Below are 23,707 nucleotides of genomic sequence, written 5' to 3'. Positions count from 1 at the left end.
GCCATGGCCGTCGTCATCCCGCCTGTCGACTCGACCGAAGGCCCAGACCGGGTCTGGCCGTCGCGCTGGCAGGCGTGGCTGACGATCGGCCTGTTGTTCCTGGCGTCGATCGTTTCGGTGATCGACCGCCAGATCCTGAGCGTTGTGACCGATCCCGTCCGCGCCGAGCTCAATATCAGCGACGTCCAGATCAGCCTGCTTCAGGGCATCGCCTTTGGGCTGTTCTACGCGACGATGGGCGTGTGGCTGGGGCTTGTCGCGGACCGCACCAACCGGCGCAACCTGATCGTTTTTGGAATAATGCTGTGGAGCGTGGCGACGTTGGGTGGTGGTATCGCCGCCAATTTCGGCCAGTTCTTCGTGTCGCGCATGCTGGTCGGGCTGGGTGAGGCCTCGCTTTCGCCGGCGGCGATCTCGTTGATCGCGGACTTGTTCGCGCCCGGCAAGCGCGGGCGGCCGATCGGCGTATTCCTGATGGGACAAGCCGTGGCCAATGGCATCGCCCTGTCGTTTGCCGGGGTGATACTGAAGAGCGCGGCTGCGGGGCACTTCGCCGGTTTGCCGATAGTCGGGCTCATGTCGCCCTGGCGCCTGCTGTTTATCCTGAGCGGCCTTGGCGGTGCGCTTGTCGGCTTGGCGTTTTTCTTCACGCGCGAACCCGCGCGTGGGGCCATGGTGCGGTCGGGCGGATTGGGTGCGCAGGCGCGACATTCGATCGCATACCTCGCGGGCAACTGGCGCCAGTTTTCCGGCCTTTATCTCGGATTCGCGATATACTTCCTGGGCGCTTACGGAGCCGGGACCTGGCAGGTGGTTTTCGTCTCACGCCACTATGGGTTGAGTCCGGCGCAAGTTTCGCTCCTGTTCGGGCCGATCGCTATCGTGTTCGGCCTGGCCGGTCCGCTGGTCGGCGGCTGGCTTGTCGACAAGGTCGTCGGCCGTAGCGGTGTGGGCGGTCTGTTGCGGATGCTCTCGTTCGCACCGCTGTTGGCGATCCCGTCTGCGCTGGCGGTGTTCGCGCCCAACGCGCAACTTGCGATCTTCCTGGCTGCCACCCAATCCGGCTGTTCCGCGATCGTCGGAAGCGCCACGCTGGCCTACCTGCAATCGGCGGTCCCGCCTGAACTGCGCGGCTTCTCGGTTTCGCTGACCGGGCTGGTCAACACGCTGCTCGGTCTGGCGCTTGGGCCCATGCTGGTAGCGATGACGACGCAGAACATCCTCAAGGACGACGGCCAGGTCGGCTGGGCGATCTTCTGGGTCGCAGCGCCGGCCTTCTGCCTCTCCGCCGCTCTTTACGGCTCAGCCCGCCGGGCTCGAAGCGCGCGTGAGGCGCGGCCTACATCGGAAGCCCTGCATGCCTGATATCCCATCCCTGCTCGCCAACGGTGACATCCTGCTTGACCGCCTGGCCCAAGGCGGGCCGATGAACTTCGCCCGCGCGCAGGAGGTCATGGAGCGCTTCGGGATCGACGGGATCGTCGTGGGCGATCCGCTGAACGTGTTCCACATGACCGGCTATTACCCGCAGATCGGGCTTACGCGACTGGGCCATCCGCCGACGACGATGGCCATCCTGAAACGCGGCGAGAGCGAGCCGGTGGTGATCACCTCGCACTTCATCTTCTATTATTCGTTCGCGGACGGCAGGACGCATGGTGACACCCGCGCCTACCTGTTCGAGGCCGCGGACGACGTCGGTGATGCGCAGCGGGCGCAGGCCGATCCGGCCTTCTTCGCCAGCTGGCATGAAACGGCGCTGACCAACGTCGAGCATCAGCGCCGTACCCAGACCGATCGCATCCTGTCGGGCGATACCTTGTTCGAGCGGTCCGGTGCCGCGTTGGCGGAGGCCCTGCGCGACATGGGGCTGTGGAATGCGACACTGGCCTACGATCATGACGTGGTGCGCGCGGTGTGCGAGCGGCGCGACTGGTCGGGTGTGCTGGTGCCGGCCGATAACATCCTGCGCTGGATCCGCATCGTGAAGTCGCCGCTGGAAATCGAGCTGATGAAACAGGGCGCCACCGCCAATGCCGCAGCGGTCGAGGCGGTCGTCGCCTCGGTGCGGCAGGGCGCCAGCTACCGCGACATTCGCCGGCTCTACGAGGTCGAGACAGCCCGGCGTGGCAATCGCCCGGTGTTCATGACGATCGACCGCGTCTCTTCGCCGCTGCCGAACGACTATGCCGTGCGCGAAGGGCAATCGCTGTTCTTCGACGGCGTCAGCCACTTTCAGAACTATCACGGCGATTATGCCCGTACCGTCTTCGTGGGCGAACCCAGTGCTGCGGCTCGTCGCGAATCGGACGTAGCCGTGCGCGGCTGGGAAGCGATCCGCGCGGCTCTCAAGCCCGGCATGCGGTATGCCGAAGTCAGCGCGATCGGACGAGACGTGTTGGAAAAGACCGGCGCGGCGTCTTCCGTCACCTTCGGCCCGCACAGCTGCGGTCTGATGCACACCGACGAGCCGGCATCCGAGATGGGCGGCTTCTACGGCAAGCACGACCTCGTGCTGGAAGAGAACATGGTCCTGTCCGTCGACTGCCCTTCGCTGGCGACAGGCATCGGCGGCTCGGTTCACATCGAGGACCTCGTCCTCATCACCGCCGACGGCGCGGTGCCGATTCATCCGGTCGGCGCCCACGTCATCACGATCTGACCCGCATAGGACATGACCCAGATGAAACTGTCCCTCAGCCTCGATCTTGCCAAGACCGGCGAGCCGCTTTCGGCCTTCAAGGCGCGCGCGGAGCGCATCGACAAGGCGCTACCCGATTTCGTAATCCTGGCAAGCGAGGACGCGGTCGGAAACCCGGCGCCGCCGCTGTTGGAAGCGCTGGTCGACAGCGCCTGGATCACCGGGGTGCTCAAAAGCGCCTGCGTCGTCGCCGGACTGCCGGCGTTGCATGCTTTGCCTTTCCACGTCAGTCGCGCGCTCTCGGCCATCGACTTCCTAAGCGCGGGCCGATCGGGCTGGATGCCGCTCACGGGTGAGGTCGCTCGCTTCGACGAAGCTTATGGCACCCGGCTTGTCGACATCGACGCAGCGGAAGTCACCGCCCGGACCGACGACCTCATCCGCGCGACGCAAGCGTTGTGGGACAGCTGGGACCAGGACGCGCTGGTGCTGGACAAGGCCAGTGGCGCGTACCTGGACAGCAACAAGGTGCGCCGTGTCGGATATGACGGCCCGTTCTTCAAGACCATGGGCCCGCTCAACGCCGCGCGGCCTCCGCAAGGTTACCCGATACTGGTGAGCGACGTTGACGCCATCAAGGATAGCACCGTGCCTTGCGATGTCGCGATCGGGTCGCGCGAAGGACTTGCCGTCAGCAAGGCGCCGATCAAGCTGCTCAAGGTCGACAGCTCGTCCGATTGCGCATTGGATGGCGCGCTGGCGGGGGTAGCCGCTGGCGCGTTCGATGGCATTCACCTTTACGGGGCTCGCGTGGTCGAAGTGCTTGGCACGCTCGATCGAGGGCCGGGCACCGCCGGCCGAAGCATGCGGGATGCGCTTGGCCTCGCGCATCCTGCCAACCCTTATGCGCAAGGAGCCGTGAAGTGAGCAACAAGGCGAACGGCAAGGTCCACCTCTGGGCGTTTCTCCAGGGTATCGGCTTCTTCCCTGGCGGCTGGCGCATGAAGAAGGCGGCGCCAAGCCAGGTGTTTACCCGCGAATATTACGAGCACATCGCCCGCATCGTGGAAGCAGCGTGTTTCGACGCGATCGTATTCGGCGACCAGCTTCAAGGACGTGACGCCGCTGGACGCACGCCGGGCCGTCTCGCCGCGCCGACGCTCGATCCGTTTACCCTGCTGGCGGTCATGGGCGGCGTGACCGAGCGTGTCGGCCTTGTCGCCACGGTCAGCACGACTTATGCCGAGCCGGCCGAAGTCGCGGCCAAGTTCGCGGCGTTGAACTATGTCAGCAATGGCCGCGCCGGCTGGAACATCGTCACCAGTGCGCATCCCAATACGCCGTGGAACTTTGGCGAGGACGAACTGCTCGACAAGTCGCTGCGTTATCAACGCGCCGCCAGCTTCGTGAAAGCGGCCGAGCATTCGTGGAATGCGGCCGCCGGGGGTGGGCAGGGCGGCTACAAGGACAAGTGGTTCGATAACCCCGCGCCGCTTGCCATGCCGACATCGCCCCAGCGCCGCCCGGTGCTGGTCCAGGCCGGCCAGTCGGAAGAAGGCCGCGAGTTTGCGGCAGATTGCGCCGAAGCGATCTTCTGTCCCGCGCCGACGATCGAGGCGGGCAAGGCTTATCGCGACGACCTGCGCGCGCGCGCCGCCAATCACGGGCGCAATCCCGACGACCTCATCATCATGCCCGGCCTCGCCTTCGTGCTGGGCGATACCGAGGCGCAGGCGCAGGAGAAACATCGCGAGGTGCTTGAGCTCGCCGACGTTTCGCTTTGCGTCGAGTACCTGAGCGAGTCGATCGGCTATGATCTCACCGTGCACGATCCCGACGCGCCGATCCCGCTCGCCACGATCCTGGAGACCTGCGAATTTCCCAAGGGCATGGTGCGCGCGATGCTGACGCCCAGCGTCGAGGCCGGCAAGCCGCTTGGCGAGCACTGCCGCGATTATGCCACCAAGCCGCGCGGCCACGCGATCTTTGTCGGCACGCCCGAGCAGATGGCGGATCGCATCGAAACCTGGGCCGATGCCGGCGCCTGTGACGGTTTCACGCTGCAGCCCGGCTTCATGCCCGAGGAACTGGAGCTGTTCTGCAAGCACGTCGTGCCGATCCTGCAGGATCGCGGCATCCTGCGGTCCAGCTATCAGGGACCGCTGCTGCGCGATCATCTCGGCCTTGTGCCGGCATGATCGCCGCCGGGTCCGTCGAGCGCGCGTTCGCATGCATCGCCGAGGGGCAGGTACATTACCGCGTGGTCCGCGGCGATGATGCGCTGCCGCCGATCGTGCTGCTCCACGCCTCGCCTTCGTCCTCGCGTTCGACAGCGCCGCTGGCCGAGGCGCTGGCCTTTACCGGGCGGACCATCGTCGCGCCCGATACCTTGGGCAACGGCGATTCTCCACCGCCGGCGGTCGATAATCCGGACATCGCCTACTACGCCGACAGCGTGGTGCGGCTGATGGACGCGCTGGGCCACGATACCTTTGTGCCTTACGGATCGCACACCGGAGCGCGTACCGCCTGCGAACTTGCCGCCTCCCGGCCAGACCGGGTCAAGGCGGCGGTGTTCGACGGCATCAAGGAATACGACGATGAAACGCGCGAGCGGATCATCGCCAACTATGCGCCGACGCCGAAGCCGGACAACCACGGCACCCACATGGTCTGGGCCTTCCACTTCGTGCGCGATCAGGCGCTGTATTTCCCCCACTTCGAGCGTGATCCCGAGCATCGCCTGCCAGGCTTCATGCCATCCAGTCAGGCGCTGACCGACGGCGCGATCGATGTGCTCAAGGCGATGGACACATATGCCAAACCCTACATCGCCGCCTTCCGTTATCGCGCCACGCAACGGCTGCCGCTGATCCGGGGACGGGTGCTGTTCATGAAAGGTGAGCGCGAACTCGCGGTACTGAACGCCGCGATCGAGGAGATGGCGGGCCTGGTCGCTCTTGGCGAGACCAAGCCGGTCGCCTTCACCAACGAAGCCAAGGCGCAAGCCATCGCGGACTTTCTCCGGCGGGGATGACGACAATGACAAGGGCCACGCTCAATCCGGACGGCACCAGCGATCCCAGGTTGCCTCTATCCACCTGCCTGGGGTTCGGAGTGGGCACGGTGGGCGTGTCGGTCATGCTCAACGCGGTGACGACATATTTTCCGGCGTTCATGTCGACGATAATGGGCAAGGACGCGGCGATAGCCGGTTACTTGCTGATGCTGTCCAAGCTTTACGATGCGGTGGCCGACGTGGTTATCGGCTCGATGAGCGACCGCACGCGTTCACGCTGGGGTCGGCGCCGGCCGTACCTGCTGGTCGGCGCGTTCGTCTCCGCCATTTCGTACCTGATGATCTTCTCGCCCCCGGCGCTCAGCGAGAGCATGGTCTCGGTCTACATGTTCATCGCGCTGGTGATCTACTCCACCGGCTACTCGCTGTTCAACGTGCCCTACATGGCGATGCCATCGGAGATGACCGGCTCCATGTACGAGCGGTCGCGCCTGATCTCGATACGGACGGTGTTCGTCTCGATAGGCCAGACATTGTCGATGGCGGGCACGGCGGCGCTGATCCAGTGGGGCGGCGGCGGCGCGCGCGGCTACCAGATCATGGGGCTGACCCTGGCACTCATCATTGGCGGCGCCATGCTCCTGTCCTTCTTCGGCACCGCCAAGGCGCCGCACCTGACGGTCGAAAGCAAGCACACGCCGATGAGCCGCGAGATGTTCGTGAAGATGTGGGCGAACAAGCCGTTCATGCTGCTGATCGCCGCGAAAGTTTTCCAGTTCCTGTCATTCGCCAGCATGGCCACCACCAGCCTGCTGTACATGCTCAACGTGTTGAACGCAGGATATGCCGGTCCAGTGAAGCTGGGGCTGGCGTCCAACATCGCGACCGCGCTCTCCATGCCGCTTTGGCTTTGGGTCGAACGTCGTTTCGGCAAACGTAACGCCTATATCGCGGCGATCACGCTCATGGGCTTGACCTCGCTCAGCTGGCTGGCGGCGGATCGCAGCATCGACTTGTGGGGCTTCATCTGGCGCGGTGTGCTGAGTGGCATCGGGGCGGGCGGCATGATCCTCATGTCGATCTCGATGCTGGCCGACACGCTCGCCTATGATCGCACGCTCACCGGCATGCGGCGCGAGGGGCTTCTCTCCAGCATGATCGCCGTCGTCGAGAAGACGACCTATGCGCTGGGCGTGGCCGTCGTCGGCGTGTATCTCAGCTGGGCACATTACGTTCCCACCAAGGGCGGGCAGATCATCGAACAACCCGGCTCTGCGGTGAGCGCGCTCACCTTCTGCTTCACCGTTTTGCCGGTGCTGTGCGCGATCTGCAATATCGCCTGCATCAGCTTCTACAAGATCGGAGGGCGCTACGAAGCGCCAGTCGTACCGCCTCCGCTGGATGGCAGCCTGGAGTCGGTAGCCTGATCCGCAAAGTGGAAAAGCTTCTTTCAGGAAGCGGCGATGGTGACTTGGGCAGCGATCTGCTTCAGGTGTCTCCCAGGATGAACGAAGCCAAGGTACAGCGCAAAGCCGCGCTGCCGCTATACCACCAGATCTACACGTCGCTGCGGGATGAGATCCTGTCGGGCGCGCTGCCGTTCGGTGCAAGCGTCCCGACCGAGTTCGAAATTTCCAGCCGCTTCGGCGTGTCGCGGATCACGGCGCGCAGAGCAATGCAGGAACTCACCGTTTCGGGCCTGGTCGAGCGTCGCAGGCGCATTGGCACCCGCGTCATTCACAAGATCCGTCGGTCAGCGGACAGTCCCAAGCGCACGATCGAATCCTTGATCGCGTTCGGACGTGAGACGGTGGCTACGCTTATCGAATATGGCCATGTGCCGGCACCGGTCGAGGTCGCCGCGGCCCTGGAGATCGAGCCGGGCAGCGAGATATTGCGGGCACTGCGCCTGCGTTCCGCCGGCGGCGAGCCGCTGGGCGTGATCGAGAGTGTGCTGCCGATCGAGGCGGCACAGCAGGTTTCGGCCGAGAAGCTGAGCCAGACCCCGCTACTCGAGATCCTCAAGGCGAGCGGACATCCGATCGTCGCGGGCCAGCAGGTCATTGCCGCGGTGGGCGCGGGGCTTTCCCTCGCCGCCCGGCTCGGTCTGGAACCACAAGCGCCGGTGCTGCGGATCGAGCGCGTCCTGCGTACGAGCGGGGGCAAGCCGATCGCACGTACGGTGGCGCAGTATCGCGGCGATCGGTACCAGCTGGCTCTGGACCTCGAAGCCGTTCCACACCCGCTGATCTCAGGATAGGGCAAGCCCTGCCGGGGCCGGCGACAGGTCAGAAGCGGCTGAAGTCGACAAGCTCGTAACGGCCATGATCGGTGTCGCTGAGCAGCGGCAGGTAGTCGGATCCGGAGACCCAGAAGTTGGTCACGGCCGGCACTTGGTCGCTCCAGCGAATGGCGTAGTGCTCGGCCTCGAATGTGCCCGCGCCGACCGTGACCTCCTCCGGCCCCAGGTACGTGACGAGCGGTTGCAGAAGAAGCAGATCGAGCCCCTCGTCTCCCAGCGGCGCAAGCGAGTTGACCGCGCTTGTGATGGGCACTTCCTTGCCCGGATCGTTCGTGCCCCGCACGGCTGCAATCGAGCTGTCGCCCATCAGGGGATGCGTGCCCAGGAAGAGTATGGGGCCAGGGGCGGTAAGGCGCCGCGACACGCGGCCATGATCGTGCGTGATGCCCTCGCACTCGGCGGTGTCGCCGTCGATGCCGTACCACACGGTGCCGATGGTGACGCCATCGCGCATCACCCGCACGAAGCCGTCGCGCGGGCGCCAGTCGGTTCCGACCGACCAGTTGACGTCGCGATGCAGTCGCGCGTCGTCCATCTCGCATACGGCCCGCAGCGTTCGGCCACGATCGTGCAAGGTTGCGCTGAAAGTCTCTCGCCCCCACTCTCGACCGTCGAGATCCCGGTAGAGAATGCGGCCGCGGTAGCCGGCGTGTAGACGGGTCATGCACGCACCTCGATGCGCGTATTGCCGCCTTTCACGCCGGCATCGCCCTGGAGCGCGGGGCATGTGGTGATGACCTGCATCCGCATCGTTCCCTTGATGCCATGGTCGGCGTAGTCGATGCCAACGCCCGATTGCTTGATCATCGGGAAGGGTATCGCCTGGTCGAACGCCGCGTGCCGGTTGATGGCAGCCGAGCCGACCTCGATGCGTGCGGCGATGCGCTCGCCTTCTTCCAGATTCTCGGTCCAGATCGAGGTCGTCAATCCGTAAGGCCCGGCGTTGATCCGTGCGATCACGGCGTCGAGGTCATCGTAGCCAATTACCGGAATGACCGGTCCGAACTGTTCCTCGTCCACTAGGCGCGTGCCGTCGCTGAGCCCGACGAACACTGTCGGCGGGAAGAAATAGCCGGCCCGCTCCAGTGGCGCCCCGCCTGTGAGCACACGGCCGCCGGCGTTCCGGGCATCCTCGACGATCGCGCAGACCTTTTCGAACTGGGCCTTGTTCTGGATCGGTCCCATCGTCACGCCCGGCGCCAATCCGGGGCCGAGTATGTGGCGCGAAGCAATCTCGGCAAGGCGGTGCCCGACGTCTTCGACCTTGTCGGTGGGCACATAGACGCGCTTCACTGCGGCGCAGAACTGGCCGTTGTTGCCGAATGCCAGCTGACCGGCGGCTGTGACCAGTGCATCGACCGAGCCATCGGGCAGCAGGATCGCTGCATCGTTGCCCCCCAATTCCAGAATCACAGGGCGAAGGTATTCGGCAGACTTCTGTGCGATCGCCAGTCCGGTGCGAGTGGAGCCAGTGAACGAGATCTTGTCGAAGCCGGGATGTGCCACCATCGCGGAGCCGATCGCGCCACCCCCGCCGATGATGTTGAGGACGCCATCGGGCAGGATCCCGCGCGCGATACGCCCGAGTTCCAGCGTACCGAGCGGCGTAAGTTCGGACGGCTTGAGCACGACGGTGTTGCCGGCGATCAGCGCCGTCGCGATCTTGATCGTGCCGAGCAGCAGAGGCCCGTTCCAAGGTGCTATCGCGGCGACCACGCCCAGCGCGTGCCAGCGCTCCGTCACCCTGCGGCCCGGCTCGTCGATCAACACACGATCGACCGCGCGGGACGCGGCGATGGCGCGGATGCGAGGTGCCAGCCCCGCGACGAACAGGTTTGAGGACGAAAGCGGCATGCCCTGTTCCATCGTCTGCAGCGTCGCCAGCCAATCGCGCTCACGCTCCACCGCATCCGCGAATGCGGTTAGGAGCCGTTCCCGCTCGTCCCAACCGAGTGCCTCCCAGGCAGGTTGGGCGCGACGGGCGGCGGCGACCGCCTGATCCAGTTCTTCCGGCGTCGCCACCGGGCTGCGCTGGAACGCCGCGCCGGTCGAAGGGTCGATTACGTCTTCGAAGCGGCTCGCGATGGGCTGGCCGTCGATCGTCTGGGTGAAATCCGCGTCACGCGCGTGGGCAGCATGGTCCGTGGGCATGGTGCTCGAACTCCTAAGAAACGGTATGGTCTTCGCTGGCGGGCCGCTCACAGCGCCACGGTTGCGGGATCGTACTGCATGCGTTGCTGATGCGTCGTTTGCGTGCGTTGTAGGGTGCCGCCTGGCCCTTCGCTGAAGGCCTGCCCCTGCCTGCGCGATTCCAGCAGCATGAGAGCCGCGCGCTCGACGCGGGCGTTCTCGTACACCGCCAGCGCCTCGGCTACGCCATCGCCTTGTCCAAATGCGCGTCCCAGCACGACCGCATCCTCGATCGCCATCGCCGCGCCAAGCCCCAGGAACGGAAGCATAGGATGTGCGGCATCGCCGAGCAGGGCCACCCCTCCCTGAACCCAGCTGTCGAGTGGGTCGCGGTCGTACAGCGCCCACTTCGCAGTGCCTTCGGCCGGGGCGTTGCGGGCAAGCCCCTGCACGTCGGCGTGCCACCCATCGAACAGCGCCTGCAGTTCTTCGATAGAACAGCGCTCGGACCATCCTTCACCGGTCCAGGCATCCGTCGTGACGAAGGCGGCGCAGTTCACCAACGTCCCGTGGCGGATCGGATAGCGCGTCATCGAGCGGCCCGGACCGACGTAAGGCCCTGAAGGGCTGGCGGTCATGTACGGTTGCGCGCGCGCCATCGGCACCAGGAAGCGATAGGCGACCTGCCCCGTGAAGCGTGGGCTCTGCGCGCCGAACATCTGCGCGCGAACGGCTGAGCGCACCCCGTCGCAGCCGATGAGCGCCGAGCCTTCGGCAACGTGTCCATCGGTGAAGCGTACGGAGACCTTTCCGGGTTCTTGTTCGAACGCTTCGAACCGCCGGTTCAGATGGATGGCGCCGGGGGCGAGGTCCAGCACGGCGTTGCTGAGGATCGTGAACAGATCGGCGCGGTGGATCATGTGCGTGGGGCCGAAGTCTTCGGGCTTCCACTGTCGATCCTTGAACGCCCCGCCCAGGACTTCCCCCGTCTGGTAGTGCAACGCCGCCGATGCGCCTTGAGGCCGGTCGCCGGCCATCTCGAGCGCGGTCTGCAGCCCCAGCGAGTACAGGCCACGACTGGCGGTCGGGCCGATGCTGATGCCGGCGCCGACTTCGCCCGCAACCCGCGCCGCCTCGTGAACCTCGACGTCGCACCCCTGCCGCAACAACGCCAGCGCCGCGGTCAGGCCGCCGATGCCGCCGCCGACGATGATGATCCTGGTCATGGCATCAAACTCCAAGGCGTAGCGCGGCGCGGCGCGCCAAGGCGAACAGCGCCGAGGCCAGCAACAGCGCCGGGATGGTGACGAGGGCGATGGAATAGCCAACCATCATCGGATCGGCCTTGTCGGTCTGGGTGATCGAGGCGACCAGCACGGGCCCCAGCGCCGCTCCGAGAAGGGTGTTGAGCAGACCTGCCATGGCGATCGAGGTGCCGCGCATGTCGGACGGCATGATCGTCTGGAACATGGCGAACACCGTCGTGCCGACGATCGGGAACACGCCGCCGCTCCAGGCGACCAGCAGCATGGCGACGCCGGGCGAGGGCGCGAAAATGGCGAGACCGGATGGTATCGCCACCAGGGGTGCGACGATCAGCATGATGTACTTGGCGCCGTGCAGCGAACGTCGCGCGAAGGCGTCGATCAGCGCGCCGCCGATCAGCGGCCCGGCGATGGAGAACGCCATCGAAAATGGGCCAAGCCATGTGCCTAGCGCCGCCGGGGTCAGCTTGAAGCTGCGGAGCAACATCGTCGGCGTCCACGCCGCCGCGCCGTATGCGGCCATGAAGCAGATGGCGAAGCCAAGGTACAGGGGCACGAGCAGCGCGGCTTTGCCTCGCAGGAAGGCCAGCTTGTCGGCGAGCCCGGGCGTCGCCGCCGCGCCGCCAGGATTGGCCTTGCGCGTCGGCTCCGTGGTGGTGAGCATCAGCACCGCCACCACCAGGCCCAGAAAGCCGCAACCGATGAATGCGACGCGCCAGGGGGCGGCATCGGCCAGCAGCGGAAAACCGTCGAAGCGTCCCTGCGCCGCCGCCGTGACGAGGAAGCTCGTTATCGAGATCGCGAGCCCGTTCGAGATCGCGTTTCCGGCAAGATAGATGCTCAATGGGCGGCCACGCCGATCGGGCGGGAACAGGTCGGCGATCAGCGAAATCGCCGCCGGGCCGAGTGCCGCTTCGCCCAGCCCGACCAGCAGCCGCGCGCCGAAGAGTTCGCCGAAGCTCTGGGCAAAGCCGCCGCCGACCGTCGCCAGGCTCCAGACCAGCGCGCCGGCGGCAATCAGCCGTCGCCGCGAGGTGCGATCGGCCAACAGGCCGAGGGGAATGCCGACGAGCGCATAGAACAACCCGAAGGCCAGGCCCTGCAGCAAGCCGATCTGCACGTCGCTGAGGCCAAGGTCATGCCGTACCGGATCGACCACCACGTTGAGTATGCCGCGATCGACGATCGAGACGACGGACGCGACGAACAAGGCTGTGATCGACCACCAGGCGGAGCGTGCCTTTGGATACCGGCACGCAGCGGTTTCGCTCACCGCCATCGGTGTGGCGGCATGGTCCAGCGACGAGGAGCGAGAGGACGGGAGTTGCGACACTTGGATTTACCCCTCCGACTGAACCTGCGATCGCGGTGATCTTGTCTGCAGTCATTCGGACTTTGCCGCGTGATGCAAAACGGCGGCTGACCACCACGCGAGTATCCCTGCGCGTCATCCAGTTTTTGGGGGGTGGCCGCGTTTTGCCTCAAAACCGGCATGCCCATCTTGCATCGTCCCATCTAAACGAGGGCCGGAGCGAAATTCTCTCATCATCGACGCAATCGAATGCACACCGCGCTCGATCGACGATGACCTGCATCCCCATCTGGGGATAGCGGCGCCGATTGTATCGTGGTCTCAGACCGCCATCACGGGAGAGTTACAGATGGATCTGGACTTCAAGGGCCGGCGCGCGTTGGTTACCGGTAGCAGCAGTGGCATAGGCGAGGCCATCGCGCACATGCTCGCCAAAGAGGGTGCGCATGTCGTCATACACGGGCGCAACCGCGAGAGGGCCGAAGGCGTCGCGAACGCCGTCGGCGCGGCGGGCGTCGCGATCGGCGAACTTGCCGACGATGGCGGCGCTCAGTTGGTTCATGCCGAGGCGGTGGCGGCGCTCGGTGGTCATGTCGAAATCCTGATCAACAACGCCGGCGGTAACTCGGAGGGTAATTCCGCCAAGGCGCCGGTGGAGATCGATGCGAGCGACTTTCTATCGAACTATCGCGCCAATACGCTGGGCGCGGTGCAGTTATGCCAGTTGTGCGTGCCCGACATGGTGGCCGCCCGCTTCGGACGGATCGTCAACGTATCCAGTGCGGTGGCGATGCAGCCCAACTACGTGGGCGCCGACTACTCCGCGGCGAAGGCCGCGCTCAACAACTATACCGTGAGCCTGGCGGGATCGCTGCGCGGCGTCGGCGTGACCGCGAACATCCTTACTCCGGGTATCATCATGGTCGATGGCTTGCTGCGATTCGGGCGCGAGAAGTTCGGCAACTCGCAGATGAGCTTCGAGGAGGTGTGCGAGCGGTTCGGCGAGGCGAAAGTGTTCGACATCCCGCCCGTTGGCCGGGTCGGCAAGCCTGAAGAGCTGGCGATGGTGGCCTGTCTGCTGGCGAGCCCCCTGTCCGGTTTCATCACTGGCGCCAACTATCGCGTCGACGGCGGCCAGAGCCGCGGCTTGAACTGAGGAGCATCGTCATGGCAGAAACGACTTACCGCGTCATCCAGTGGGCCACCGGCACGGTTGGCAGCGCCGCGCTCAGATGCTTCATCGAAAATCCGATCATCGAACTGGTCGGGGTCTATGTCACCAATCCCGCGAAGGTCGGCATGGATGCGGGCGAGCTGGTCGACCTGCCGGCGACCACCGGCGTGAAGGCGACCGACGACATCGGCGCGATCCTGGCGATGGAAGCCGATTGCGTGCTGTTTGCCCCTAGCATGCTGACACCTCCACTCGATCAGGTATGCCAGTTGCTCGCGTCGGGTAAGAATGTCGTGTCGCCTGCGGGGCCGTTCCTGCCTAACAAGTGGCTGACCGGGGAAACGGCGCGCATCGAAGCCGCATGCCGCGAGGGCAACAGCTCATTTCATGGCTGTGGCATACACCCCGGCTTTGCCGGAGACATCCTGCCGTTGACGCTGGCGCGGCTGATGAACCGGATCGATTGCATCGAGGTGTCAGAGATCATCGACAAGGTTCGTAACCCGATGATCTACACCGAGATCATGGGGTTCGGCGCCGATCCACAAGAGTTGCTGGCGAATCCGCGGCGTTCGTCAGAAACCTACAAACACTTCTACTCCAGCATGATCCTGATCGCGGAAGGTCTGGGCAAGGAGATCGAGAACGTCACCGTCAAGTTCGAGGTCGCCACGGCCAAGAAGGACATCCAGCATCTCTATGGCGAGGTGAAAGCCGGCACCGTTGGCGGTCAGCACTACGAATGGACCGCTTGGTGCGAGGGAGCGCCGTTGATCGTGTACCACTTCTACTGGCAGCTTGGTGAGGACATCGACCCTGTCTGGGAGGAGGGAGAGGCGAAATACCGCGTGCGGATAAAGGGCGATCCGCCGCTGGAATGCCATTTGATGGCCATGCAGGATGACGATGGCCGTCACCCGTTTCTGGGCTTGCCCTGGACCGGGCTCGTCGGCTGCACCGCGGTGCCCGCCGTTTGCGACGCAGTACCCGGTATCGTGACGCATCTGGATCTTGGTGTGGTGCAACCCAAGGGGCTGGTGCGCCGCTGACTGGATCAACCTCGATAGACGTGGCGGTGACCGTCATCCGGTCCTGGACGTGATTGCACGAGTGGTTTTTGGTCGGTCGGGTGAACATGAAAAAACCGTCAAGCCACTCATCGCTATCTCGGGCGAGATGAAGGAGCGCGGCAGGTCCAACGATCCTAAACTCATGCAGCGCCAGCCAAGACGTCTTCTTTGCGTGAGCTGTCGCTAAGCCACGTCAGGAAATCGTCGCAGCGCATAGGGCGGCCATAGCAGTAGGCTTGCGCTTCATCGCACCCCAACGCGATGACCCAGTCACGAAGGGTGGCGGTCTCTGCGCCCTCGGCAACGACGTGGTAGCCAAGATCGTGCGCAAGCGAGACCATCGAGCGAACCAGAGTACGCTGGCGTTCACCGCTGTCGATTTCACGGATGAAGGACTGGTCGATCTTCAGGATCTTGGCGGGCAATGTCTGCAGGTACGCCAAGCTGCTGTGGCCTGTTCCGAAGTCGTCGATCGCGATGTGGATGCCCGCTTCGACAAGGGTTGTGAGCTGCCTCGTGGCATTCGCGACATTGGACATGACCGCGCTTTCGGTCACCTCCAGTTCCGGCCACTCGGGCCGCACGCGATGCCGCAGGACCTGCAACTGCACCTGTTCGGCGAAGTACGGATCCTGGAGGTTGGAGGCGGATACGTTCACCGACAGGCGATGCTGATGACCTGCTTCGCGCCACTGCGCCAACTGGCGCAGGGCGGCATCGAGTACCCGCATGTTACCGCTACCCCGCCGCTGGGTTGTGTCATACTTTCCCGTGCGACGGAGCCGGAATGGCAGGAAGTTCGGCATGCCCGGCTGCCGGCGCCGGCAGCGCGCGGCGGCCGAATTTCGCGTATAGGGTCGGCAGCACAAATAGGGTTAGCAGCGTCGCGGAGATCAGGCCGCCGATGACCACGGTCGCGAGCGGCTTTTGCACCTCCGCGCCCGCGCCATGCCCCAGTGCCATCGGCACGAAACCGAGCGAGGCCACGAGCGCCGTCATTGCGACCGGCCTGAGGCGTACCAATGCGCCTTGATGGGCGGCACGCGTCCGATCCATGCCGTCCCGCATCAGGTCGTGGATCGACGTCACCATGACCAAACCATTGAGGACCGCGATACCGGATAACGCGATGAAGCCGACAGCTGCGGAGATGGAGAAAGGCAATCCACGCAGCACCAGCGCGAGAACCCCTCCCACCAGCGCCAGCGGGACGCCGGTGAACACGATCAGCGCGTCTCGAACAGAGCCCAGTGCCCCGTAGAGCAGGAGCATGATGACAACGAAGCAGACCGGCACCACGAGTGCGAGGCGATCACGGGCGGATGCCAAGTTCTCGAACTGACCACTCCATTCGAGGTACGTTCCTGCCGGTAGCTTTACCTGAGCATCGATCGCCGCGCGGGTGTCCGAGACCACGCTCGCCACGTCACGGTCGCGCACGTTCGCTTGCACCACCACGCGCCGCTTTCCGTTCTCGCGGCTGATCTGATTGGGTCCATCGACAACGGCGATATCGCTCACGGTCGAGAGCGGCACGAAGCCGCCACCGGACGTCGGCACCGGCACCTGGGCAACAGCTGTCAGGTCCGACCGGGAGCTTTCCGCCATTCGGATGACGACGGGGAAGCGGCGATCCCCCTCGAAGATCACGCCGGCCTGTCGGCCGCCGATGGCTGCGGCAACCGTGTCCTGCACGTCTCCAGCGGTGACGCCGACGCGCGACATGGCAGTGCGGTTCGGCCGAATGTCGAGCATCGGCAGCCCCTCGGTCTGCTCGACCCGCACGTCAGCGGCACCTTGGGTCCGGCGCAGGATGCCGGCAATTCGATCGGCGGTCGCGTTCATCTCGCCAAAGTCATCGCCGAAAACCTTGATTGCGATGTCGCCGCGAACGCCCGCGATCAACTCGTTGAACCGCATCTGGATGGGCTGGGTGATCTCGTAGGCGTTTCCGGGAAGGGCGGAGAGGCGCTTTTCCAATTGCGCCACCAACGCTTCTTTGGAGAGGCTAGGATCGGGCCATTCCGCCTTCGGTTTCAGGATGACGAAGGTGTCCGTGGCGTTCGGCGGCATCGGGTCCGACGCGATCTCGGACGTACCCGTACGGGAAAACGCGAAGCGGACCTCCGGTGCCTTGGCGAGAGCCTTTTCCACCTGGAACTGCATCGCCTGGCTCTGGTCAACCGACGTGCCCGGGATACGAACGGCCTGCACGAGGATGTTGCCCTCGTCGAGCTGGGGCAGAAACTCCTGTCCGAGGGTCGTGAAGGCGACGCCGGCAAGCGCCAGCGCGCCGATCGCGACGCCGATGGTGAGTGTCGGACGACGCATGGCGGCATCGAGACCCGGCTCGTAGCGCTGCCGAAGGAACGTCACGAGCCGGCTTTCCTTCTCCTCTACCCGCTTGCTGAGCCAGATGGCGATCGCCGCTGGCACGAAGGTCAGCGAAAGGATGAAGGCGAACACGAGCGCAATGATGACGGTAAGCGCCATCGGCTCGAACATCTTGCCCTCGACGCCGGTGAAAGCGAGCAGGGGCGCATAGACGAGAATGATGATCGCCTGCCCGTAAACGGAAGGACGGATCATCTCGCGGGCGGACGCGGCGACCAGCCCGAGCCGCTGTTCCATCGCCAGCTCGCCTTCGCGGCCATGCTGTGCTTCGGCGAGGCGCCGCAAGGCGTTCTCGACGATGATGACGGCGCCGTCCACGATCAGGCCGAAATCGAGCGCGCCGAGGCTCATCAGATTGGCCGAGACGCCCGCCTGCAACATGCCGATGCTGGTCAGCAGCATGGTGATCGGAATGACGAGAGCCGCGATCAGCGCCGCACGGAAGTTGCCGAGCAGGGCGAACAGGACGACGATCACCAGCAGCGCGCCTTCGGCCAGATTGCGGGCGACCGTCGCGATGGTGGAGTTCACCAACTCGGTCCGGTTCAACACGGGCTTCACGACGACATCGACCGGCAACGACCGACCGATCTGCGTCAGCCTTTCGCCCACCCCGGTCGATACGGTGCGGCTGTTCTCGCCGATCCGCATGACGGCGGTTCCGACTACCACTTCATGCCCGTTCTCGGACGCCGAACCCATGCGAAGGGCCTGACCCGTCCGAACCGTCGCGATCTGGTTGAGCAGGATCGGCACACCCTCACGGCTGGCGACGACGGTTCGGGCGAGTTCGTCGGCATTGCGCACGCGCCCGTCGGAACGCACGGCAAGCCCTTCGCCATTGCGGTTGACGACCCCGGCGCCGGCGCTGGTGTTGTTGCGCTCCAGCGCGGTGGTGAGGTCCTGCAGCGTCAGCCGCATGGCGGCCATGCGCTGCACGTCGGGAACGACGAGATATTCCTTGGTGTAACCGCCGAGGGAGTCGACCCCCGCCAGTCCCGCCGTGCTCTTGAGCTTGGGGGTGACGATCCAGTCCTGGACGGTGCGCAGGTATGTCGCCTTGTCGGCCTCGCTGACGAGGTGATCGCCTTCGGGTGAGATGTAGCTGCCGTCGCGTTGCAGGCCGGGCTCACCGTTGCGGTGATGAACCTGATCCAGTTCGCGGTACTCGACGGTCCACATGAAGATGTCGCCGAGCCCGGTCGCGATCGGTCCCATCTCCGGGTTCACGCCCTCGGGAAGGTCTTCCTCCGCCGTACGCAGTCGCTCCGCCACTTGTTGACGGGCAAAGTAGATATCGGTCTTCTCGGTGAAGACGGCCGTGACCTGGGCAAAGCCGTTGCGGCTGAGCGAGCGGGTATATTCGAGGCCCGGAATGCCGGCGAGCGCGGTTTCGACCGTGAACGCGACCTGTTTCTCGATCTGGTCCGGGGACAGGGCAGGAGCGACGACGTTGATCTGCACCTGGTTGTTGGTGATGTCGGGAACGGCGTCGATAGGGAGCTGGCGCAAGGCGCCGATCCCCAGCAGCGCAGCGGCGACGGTGAGAAGCAGGACCAGCCAGCGCTTCTCGACGGAGAGGGTGACGAGGCGACCGATCATGGCTCAGTCCTCGTCCCCGCCTTCGCCCTTGCCGAGCTCGGCCTTGAGCGTGAAGCTGTTGGTGGAGGCGATCCGCTCCGAGCCGGTGAGCCCGGACGTGACGACGACCTGGCCGCCGTTGGTGCGCCCCAATGTCACCGGCGTTGCCCGGAATCCGGTAGGGGTCCGCACGAAGACGAACGGTTTGTCCTCGATCATCTGGACCGCGGCCGATGGCACGGCGACGGTGCGATCCCCGCTGGCAGGCACCAGGATCGAGACATTGACCGTCTCGCCAACCCGCCAGGTGCTGCCGGTATTATCGAGCGTGACGATGACGGGCACCAAGCGCGTCGTCTCGTCCAGGATGGGCGAGACGAAGGTCACACGTCCTTCCTGGCGGCGACCCGCTGCTGTAACCTCAACACGCGCGCCCGGCTTCACCCGGCCGGCATCACTGGGCACGAGCGAGGTCGCGACGGTGACTTTGGACAGGTTGGCGACCCGGAACAGCTCGGCGTCGGCTCCGACCGTCTGCCCAAGTGTGGCCGAGCGTGCGATGACCTGACCGGCGATCGGCGAGCGTATCGCGATGCGGTTGGGCGCACCGCCTTCGCTACCGGTCGCGGACAGTTGCTGCTGTGCCAGGCGCAGCGCGATACTGGCTTCGGTCGCGGCGGTCCGGGCGGCGACGAGATCCTGTTCGGGCGAAACGCGCTCGGCGAACAGGCGCTGCTCGCGACGAAGACTCGATTGCGCCAGGGCTGAACGCGCGCGTGCGGCTTCCACCTCGGCTTTGAGAGATGCCGCTTCCCGGCTCTCGATGATGGCAAGGGGATCGCCGCGCCCGACGGGTTGGCCGAGATTGCGGGTCAGCGAGACGACCCTCCCGCCCAGCGATGCCGACACCACCTGCACGCCCTGCGGATCACCTTCGATCGTCGCCGAAAGCTCGATCGCACCGGCAACTCCGCCGACTGTGGGGCGCGTGACTTCGATGCCAGCGTCCGCAATCTGCTGCGCGGACAACGTGATCACATCTTTGGGGCCTTCCCTGGCCTCGCCGGCCTTGGCACCTTCGGTCTTTTCGACCGCGACCTTCTCGCCAGTTTCACCGCTGCTGCCGCTCACGCCGCATCCCGCAAGAATGAGGGCCAGGGTCACGGGCGTTAGCGCCCGCATCATGCACTTGGTCATCACTTGTTTTCCTCAAACGAGGGGGCGGCGGCAACGAGCCGTTCCAGGCGTGCCTTTGCGTCGTGATAGGTGGCGAGCGCTTCGATCGCGGCGGTGCGCGTTTCGGACAGGGTCCGCTCGGCATCGAGCAAGTCGAGCTGGCCGAACTTGCCTTCGCGGTAGCCGATCCGAGCGATACGAGCCGCTTCGGTCGCCGATGCCAAGACCGGACCGCTCGCATTGCGCGCGGACGTGGCGGCGTTCGCTACTTCGACTTGCGTATTCGCTGTATCCTGTGCCGCGTCCAGCTCGGCCACATCCCGCAGCGCCAGCGCCTGATCGCTCTGCGCGCGGGCCTGGGCCACGGCTGCGGCGCCGTTGTTGAAAACGGGGAGGGGGATCGACAGTCCGAATACTGCGGCAACGTCGTTGGTCGCCTCAAGCCGTCGTGCGCTGGCGCTCAGCGTTAGGTCAGGAACGCGCTGCGAGCGGGCAAGCCGCACCTGTGCTTCGGCCGTGGTTGCGTCGGCCCGGGCGGCCGCCAGCGCCAGCGTGCCGGCGGGTTCGAACGTTCTAGCCGGGCCAGGGTCGTCGACACGCTCGAACCAGGCCAAGTCCAACGGTCCGGTAACCGGCTGGCCGATCCGACGCGAGAGATTGTCGCGCGCCACCTCGGCAAGCCGCTCGGCACGCTCCACGGCCATCTCTGCGTTGATGCGCAGCACGTCTGCACGCTGCTGTTCTAGCGGTGACGCGCGTCCCGCCTGCACACGGACCCCGGCGGCACGCAACGCCTCACGGGCGATGCCGGCTTGTTCGCGCGCTGTGACGAGACGACGCTCGGTCGATACGGCCTGTATGTAGAGCCGTGTGACGACGAGCCTGAGATCGGCTTCTGCCAGCACCGTCCCGATTCGCGCCCGGTCGCCGATCGCATTGGCGACCGCGATCCGCGCCGACCTTTTGCCACCCAACTCGATCGGCAGTGCCAGGCCGACAGTCGTCTCCGCGCTGCGTAGGCCGCGATACTGGCCGCTGCCGGCGATGTTCTCAGTCTCGGCAACGATCGACGGATTGGGGCGATAACCGGCGACGGTACGCCCCGCCACGGCGGCCCGCACCCCTGCTGCAGCGGCTTCGAGATTAGGCGCTGTCGCGCTGGCAAGCGTCAGCGCATGCTCTAGCGTGAGTGGAGAACCGGTCGGGGCCGGCTCGGGTGATTGCGCGTGCGCGATCGACGCGCACGACGCCACGGCCAGCAAGGCCGCGATGAAACGGGACATGGTGATGAACTCCTGACGATCCTCAAGTGCCGGGCCAGATGGCGTCGGCGGTTAGGGGCTCGTCAGGCTTGGGGAGGTCGCAAAGCTTGGATCGACAGCACCGGTGCCATGGGGGCGTGGTTCCATGCCATCGGCGCAAGGACCAACTCTCCCATCGATACGACAGGACCGGCTTCGAATGGAACGCCGATATGATGGCCATGGCATCCGCCATGATGGTGCGGGTAGGACCTGTCGGCATCCGCTTGCACTTGGTCCCCGTCACCATCATTGTGTTCTACGGAGCTGGCAGCACCGGTATCGACGCATCCCACAGCTTCTGTCGCATGCGCGACCGATCCCAGCCCGAGCGACAGCAAGAGCATGAGACAGAGGAACAAGGCGGAAAGCCGGTGCATCGGCCTTCGCCCTATCAGCATATTGATCGCCATGGAACGGGCAGGCGCAACCGCGGATCACATTTCCAGCGCGCCTCGCCCAGGGCCTCGAAGGCACAGAGCACCACCATCAACAACGGCATCTCGGTCCTGTTGATCTGGTTATGGCCAAGCGAGCCGACCAATCTCGGGATATTCAGCATGCCCCAAGCGCGCTAGAGCTTGGGGCATGCATCGGAGCTGACGGTGGATCATCCTCGATGCCGTGCCTCGGCCAAATCGAGCTCTCGCGTCAGCTTGCGCACAGTCTCGCTGCCGATGGTTCGGCTGCGTGTGAGTTCCAGCAACTTGGCACGTTCGGCACCGACGCCAATGAGGCGGAACTGCGCAATCAAGCTTTCCTGGGCCCGGCTCTGGCCGGATCGATCGCCGCTCAAGCCCTCGATACGTTCGCGGTAGACATCCATCACCCAAGTGCCGGCCGCAGCATAGAGGTCAGGGTCGTCATGCTCCTCTGCCAGTGCATGCTGATGGCGCTCGATAGCGCGGATTGCGGCTTCTGCGGTGGTGATGCGCGCAGTGTCCTCTTCGGTTTCTTTCGAAGGTTCGGGTGGCATGGTCAGCCCCTTCAGCAAAACGGGCAAAGCGAACGTCGCCAACAACAGGGAGACGACGATGACCCCGGCGGCCAGGAAAATGGCCAGGTCGCGCATGGGGAACGGTGCGCCATCGTTCATCGTCAGCGGTATGGTGAGCACGCCTGCCAGCGTGATCGCGCCACGCACGCCGGCAAACGACGTGGTTGCGACAAGCCGCCAGTCGGGGCTGCGGACAGCACCGGGAGTCGCCTTGCGCAGGATGGTCAATCGCAAAGAGACCCACACCCACCCGAACCTAAGCGCTGCCAGCCCCGCGACGATGGCGAGGACGTACGCCCCAAGCCATAGTGGCGATTGATGACCCGTCAGGGCCACGGTCGTGCGAGCGCCCCTCAGGATTGACGGAAGTTGCTCGCCCAGCAGCACGAAGATGATGCCGTTGAGCGCAAACTGGATCGTGTCCCACACCGAGTTACGGCGCATTCGCGTGACGGCGAGCGCCTGACGGGAGATTTCCGCGAAGCTCATCGTCACGCCGGCACCCACCGCTGCCAGGATCCCCGAAGCATGGACGTGTTCGGCCAGCAGATAGGACCCGAACGGGATCAGCAGGCTCACCAGGATTTGCGAGCCCGTATCCTCGCCCCACCGTTTGGTGACCCAGGCCTTCGCGCGTGAGACGAGCATGGTCACAAGGACGCCAATTACCAGCCCACCGACGGCGACCCACAGAAAGTTCAGAGCCGCTTCGCCGACCGAGAAGCTGCCCGTCAGCGCCGCAGCGATCGCAAAACGCAGGCAGACGAGGCCCGAGGCATCGTTCAGCAACGATTCCCCTTCCAGAATGTGCATCATGCGCTTGGGGATCGGTACGCGTGCAGCGATGGCGGACACTGCGATCGGATCGGTTGGAGACACCACAGCGGCCAAGGCGAAGGCGACCGCCAGCGGCATCGCCGGGATCATCCAGTGGATGAACAGCCCCATGCCCAGCACCGTCAACAAGACAAGTCCAAGCGCGAGTTCCACAACCGTGGATAGGTCCTTGAACAACTCGTCCTTGGGTATTCGCCAACCATCGAGAAAAAGCAGTGGCGGAAGGAACAGGAACAGGAACAGCTCAGGATCAAGCGCGACGCGGTGTGAGCTGGACAGCCCGATCAAAGCTCCGAAGGTGATTTGCACCAGAGGGGTCGGAAGCGAAAACGGCAGCATCCGCGCGATAGCGCCACTCACGACAACTGCGAGTAGCAGGAATAAGGCAATCGATACGACTTCCAAGTCGAACTCCTTTGGTGAGGCGTCACCGGTAGCCTCCAGAGCGCGGCCAAAACAACCCTCGAGAGTTCGGAACCCCGCACACCCGGTCGTGCATGAGATGAAT

Annotated in this window: 19 protein-coding genes; 10 read left to right on the top strand and 9 right to left on the bottom strand. The window is 65.0% G+C overall.

Translation table 11 applies throughout. From position 1 onward, the window contains the following. The first annotated feature begins 3 nt into the window (after positions 1–3). The 7 genes from ACXJ1Z_RS01785 (at position 4) to ACXJ1Z_RS01755 (ending at position 7,920) form a co-directional block, all read left to right on the top strand. Positions 4–1,365, top strand: coding sequence for an MFS transporter (locus ACXJ1Z_RS01785; protein WP_463779102.1), 1,362 nt, complete (start codon positions 4–6; stop codon positions 1,363–1,365). Beyond that, the gene (locus ACXJ1Z_RS01780; RefSeq protein ID WP_463779101.1) at positions 1,358–2,662 is read left to right on the top strand and encodes a M24 family metallopeptidase; all 1,305 of its coding nucleotides are present in this window, start codon (positions 1,358–1,360) and stop codon (positions 2,660–2,662) included. The genes ACXJ1Z_RS01785 and ACXJ1Z_RS01780 overlap by 8 nt, the downstream gene beginning before the upstream one ends. A gap of 12 nt (positions 2,663–2,674) precedes the next feature. Continuing rightward, complete coding sequence (locus ACXJ1Z_RS01775) at positions 2,675–3,568, top strand: LLM class oxidoreductase (protein WP_463779099.1); 894 nt, start codon at positions 2,675–2,677, stop codon at positions 3,566–3,568. Beyond that, positions 3,565–4,839, top strand: a complete 1,275-nt coding sequence (locus tag ACXJ1Z_RS01770; RefSeq protein WP_463779098.1) for an LLM class flavin-dependent oxidoreductase — start codon at positions 3,565–3,567, stop codon at positions 4,837–4,839. Before ACXJ1Z_RS01775 ends, ACXJ1Z_RS01770 begins: the two co-directional genes overlap by 4 nt. Next, positions 4,836–5,678, top strand: coding sequence for an alpha/beta fold hydrolase (locus ACXJ1Z_RS01765; protein WP_463779097.1), 843 nt, complete (start codon positions 4,836–4,838; stop codon positions 5,676–5,678). The genes ACXJ1Z_RS01770 and ACXJ1Z_RS01765 overlap by 4 nt, the downstream gene beginning before the upstream one ends. Before the next feature lie 5 nt (positions 5,679–5,683). Then, complete coding sequence (locus tag ACXJ1Z_RS01760; protein ID WP_463779095.1) at positions 5,684–7,087, top strand: MFS transporter; 1,404 nt, start codon at positions 5,684–5,686, stop codon at positions 7,085–7,087. A 77-nt stretch (positions 7,088–7,164) separates the two neighbouring features. Continuing rightward, entirely contained in the window at positions 7,165–7,920 is a 756-nt protein-coding gene (locus ACXJ1Z_RS01755) for a GntR family transcriptional regulator (protein WP_463779094.1), read from the top strand. A 28-nt stretch (positions 7,921–7,948) separates the two neighbouring features. Here ACXJ1Z_RS01755 and ACXJ1Z_RS01750 read toward each other — a convergent pair whose 3' ends face one another. Genes ACXJ1Z_RS01750 through ACXJ1Z_RS01735 form a run of 4 tightly spaced genes read right to left on the bottom strand, consistent with a single transcriptional unit; the run spans position 7,949 to position 12,690 of the window. Next, positions 7,949–8,626, bottom strand: a complete 678-nt coding sequence (locus ACXJ1Z_RS01750) for a hypothetical protein (protein WP_463779092.1) — start codon at positions 8,624–8,626, stop codon at positions 7,949–7,951. Next, on the bottom strand, positions 8,623–10,113 hold the full coding sequence (locus tag ACXJ1Z_RS01745) for an aldehyde dehydrogenase family protein (RefSeq protein WP_463779091.1): 1,491 nt from the start codon (positions 10,111–10,113) through the stop codon (positions 8,623–8,625). The genes ACXJ1Z_RS01750 and ACXJ1Z_RS01745 overlap by 4 nt, the downstream gene beginning before the upstream one ends. A gap of 47 nt (positions 10,114–10,160) precedes the next feature. After that, complete coding sequence (locus tag ACXJ1Z_RS01740) at positions 10,161–11,318, bottom strand: FAD-dependent monooxygenase (RefSeq protein ID WP_463779089.1); 1,158 nt, start codon at positions 11,316–11,318, stop codon at positions 10,161–10,163. Positions 11,319–11,322: 4 nt separating this feature from the next. Beyond that, positions 11,323–12,690 carry an MFS transporter gene (locus ACXJ1Z_RS01735; RefSeq protein ID WP_463779087.1) on the bottom strand — a complete coding sequence of 456 codons (1,368 nt, stop codon included), beginning with the start codon at positions 12,688–12,690 and terminating at the stop codon, positions 11,323–11,325. A 328-nt stretch (positions 12,691–13,018) separates the two neighbouring features. On the opposite strand from ACXJ1Z_RS01735, the gene ACXJ1Z_RS01730 reads away from it, so the two are divergent. Both ACXJ1Z_RS01730 and ACXJ1Z_RS01725 read left to right on the top strand, forming a co-directional pair. Next, positions 13,019–13,825 (top strand): SDR family NAD(P)-dependent oxidoreductase, encoded by an 807-nt coding sequence (locus ACXJ1Z_RS01730; protein ID WP_463779085.1) that lies wholly within the window; start codon positions 13,019–13,021, stop codon positions 13,823–13,825. A gap of 11 nt (positions 13,826–13,836) precedes the next feature. Next, positions 13,837–14,892, top strand: a complete 1,056-nt coding sequence (locus tag ACXJ1Z_RS01725; protein ID WP_463779083.1) for an NAD(P)H-dependent amine dehydrogenase family protein — start codon at positions 13,837–13,839, stop codon at positions 14,890–14,892. 161 nt (positions 14,893–15,053) lie between these two features. On the opposite strand, the gene ACXJ1Z_RS01720 is transcribed toward ACXJ1Z_RS01725, so the two are convergent. From ACXJ1Z_RS01720 to ACXJ1Z_RS01705, 4 genes are read right to left on the bottom strand one after another with little or no spacing between them, the layout of a single operon-like run. After that, positions 15,054–15,644, bottom strand: coding sequence for an EAL domain-containing protein (locus ACXJ1Z_RS01720; protein ID WP_463779082.1), 591 nt, complete (start codon positions 15,642–15,644; stop codon positions 15,054–15,056). A gap of 28 nt (positions 15,645–15,672) precedes the next feature. Beyond that, complete coding sequence (locus tag ACXJ1Z_RS01715) at positions 15,673–18,909, bottom strand: efflux RND transporter permease subunit (RefSeq protein WP_463779080.1); 3,237 nt, start codon at positions 18,907–18,909, stop codon at positions 15,673–15,675. A gap of 3 nt (positions 18,910–18,912) precedes the next feature. After that, positions 18,913–20,085, bottom strand: coding sequence for an efflux RND transporter periplasmic adaptor subunit (locus tag ACXJ1Z_RS01710; protein WP_463779079.1), 1,173 nt, complete (start codon positions 20,083–20,085; stop codon positions 18,913–18,915). Beyond that, positions 20,085–21,347 carry a TolC family protein gene (locus ACXJ1Z_RS01705; RefSeq protein ID WP_463779077.1) on the bottom strand — a complete coding sequence of 421 codons (1,263 nt, stop codon included), beginning with the start codon at positions 21,345–21,347 and terminating at the stop codon, positions 20,085–20,087. The genes ACXJ1Z_RS01710 and ACXJ1Z_RS01705 overlap by 1 nt, the downstream gene beginning before the upstream one ends. A 191-nt stretch (positions 21,348–21,538) precedes the next feature. On the opposite strand from ACXJ1Z_RS01705, the gene ACXJ1Z_RS01700 reads away from it, so the two are divergent. Next, the gene (locus ACXJ1Z_RS01700; RefSeq protein WP_463779076.1) at positions 21,539–21,943 is read left to right on the top strand and encodes a hypothetical protein; all 405 of its coding nucleotides are present in this window, start codon (positions 21,539–21,541) and stop codon (positions 21,941–21,943) included. 32 nt (positions 21,944–21,975) lie between these two features. On the opposite strand, the gene ACXJ1Z_RS01695 is transcribed toward ACXJ1Z_RS01700, so the two are convergent. Beyond that, positions 21,976–23,604, bottom strand: a complete 1,629-nt coding sequence (locus tag ACXJ1Z_RS01695; protein ID WP_463779074.1) for a Na+/H+ antiporter — start codon at positions 23,602–23,604, stop codon at positions 21,976–21,978. Positions 23,605–23,707 lie beyond the last annotated feature (103 nt).

This window comes from Novosphingobium sp. TK46 (assembly GCF_055361525.1).
Note: the sequence above shows the minus strand (reverse complement) of the source record. Positions and strands in the feature narration are given on the sequence as shown.

Bases quoted from the DNA above. Each gene is read 5' to 3' on its own strand.
- ACXJ1Z_RS01730 (WP_463779085.1), top strand. From the start codon at position 13,019: ATGGATCTGGACTTCAAGGGCCGGCGCGCGTTGGTTACCGGTAGCAGC.
- ACXJ1Z_RS01740 (WP_463779089.1), bottom strand. From the start codon at position 11,318: ATGACCAGGATCATCATCGTCGGCGGCGGCATCGGCGGCCTGACCGCG.
- ACXJ1Z_RS01760 (WP_463779095.1), top strand. From the start codon at position 5,684: ATGACAAGGGCCACGCTCAATCCGGACGGCACCAGCGATCCCAGGTTG.
- ACXJ1Z_RS01700 (WP_463779076.1), top strand. From the start codon at position 21,539: ATGATGGCCATGGCATCCGCCATGATGGTGCGGGTAGGACCTGTCGGC.
- ACXJ1Z_RS01705 (WP_463779077.1), bottom strand. From the start codon at position 21,347: ATGTCCCGTTTCATCGCGGCCTTGCTGGCCGTGGCGTCGTGCGCGTCG.
- ACXJ1Z_RS01780 (WP_463779101.1), top strand. From the start codon at position 1,358: ATGCCTGATATCCCATCCCTGCTCGCCAACGGTGACATCCTGCTTGAC.
- ACXJ1Z_RS01725 (WP_463779083.1), top strand. From the start codon at position 13,837: ATGGCAGAAACGACTTACCGCGTCATCCAGTGGGCCACCGGCACGGTT.
- ACXJ1Z_RS01715 (WP_463779080.1), bottom strand. From the start codon at position 18,909: ATGATCGGTCGCCTCGTCACCCTCTCCGTCGAGAAGCGCTGGCTGGTC.
- ACXJ1Z_RS01745 (WP_463779091.1), bottom strand. From the start codon at position 10,113: ATGCCCACGGACCATGCTGCCCACGCGCGTGACGCGGATTTCACCCAG.
- ACXJ1Z_RS01710 (WP_463779079.1), bottom strand. From the start codon at position 20,085: ATGACCAAGTGCATGATGCGGGCGCTAACGCCCGTGACCCTGGCCCTC.
- ACXJ1Z_RS01755 (WP_463779094.1), top strand. From the start codon at position 7,165: ATGAACGAAGCCAAGGTACAGCGCAAAGCCGCGCTGCCGCTATACCAC.
- ACXJ1Z_RS01720 (WP_463779082.1), bottom strand. From the start codon at position 15,644: ATGCGGGTACTCGATGCCGCCCTGCGCCAGTTGGCGCAGTGGCGCGAA.
- ACXJ1Z_RS01750 (WP_463779092.1), bottom strand. From the start codon at position 8,626: ATGACCCGTCTACACGCCGGCTACCGCGGCCGCATTCTCTACCGGGAT.
- ACXJ1Z_RS01775 (WP_463779099.1), top strand. From the start codon at position 2,675: ATGACCCAGATGAAACTGTCCCTCAGCCTCGATCTTGCCAAGACCGGC.
- ACXJ1Z_RS01785 (WP_463779102.1), top strand. From the start codon at position 4: ATGGCCGTCGTCATCCCGCCTGTCGACTCGACCGAAGGCCCAGACCGG.
- ACXJ1Z_RS01765 (WP_463779097.1), top strand. From the start codon at position 4,836: ATGATCGCCGCCGGGTCCGTCGAGCGCGCGTTCGCATGCATCGCCGAG.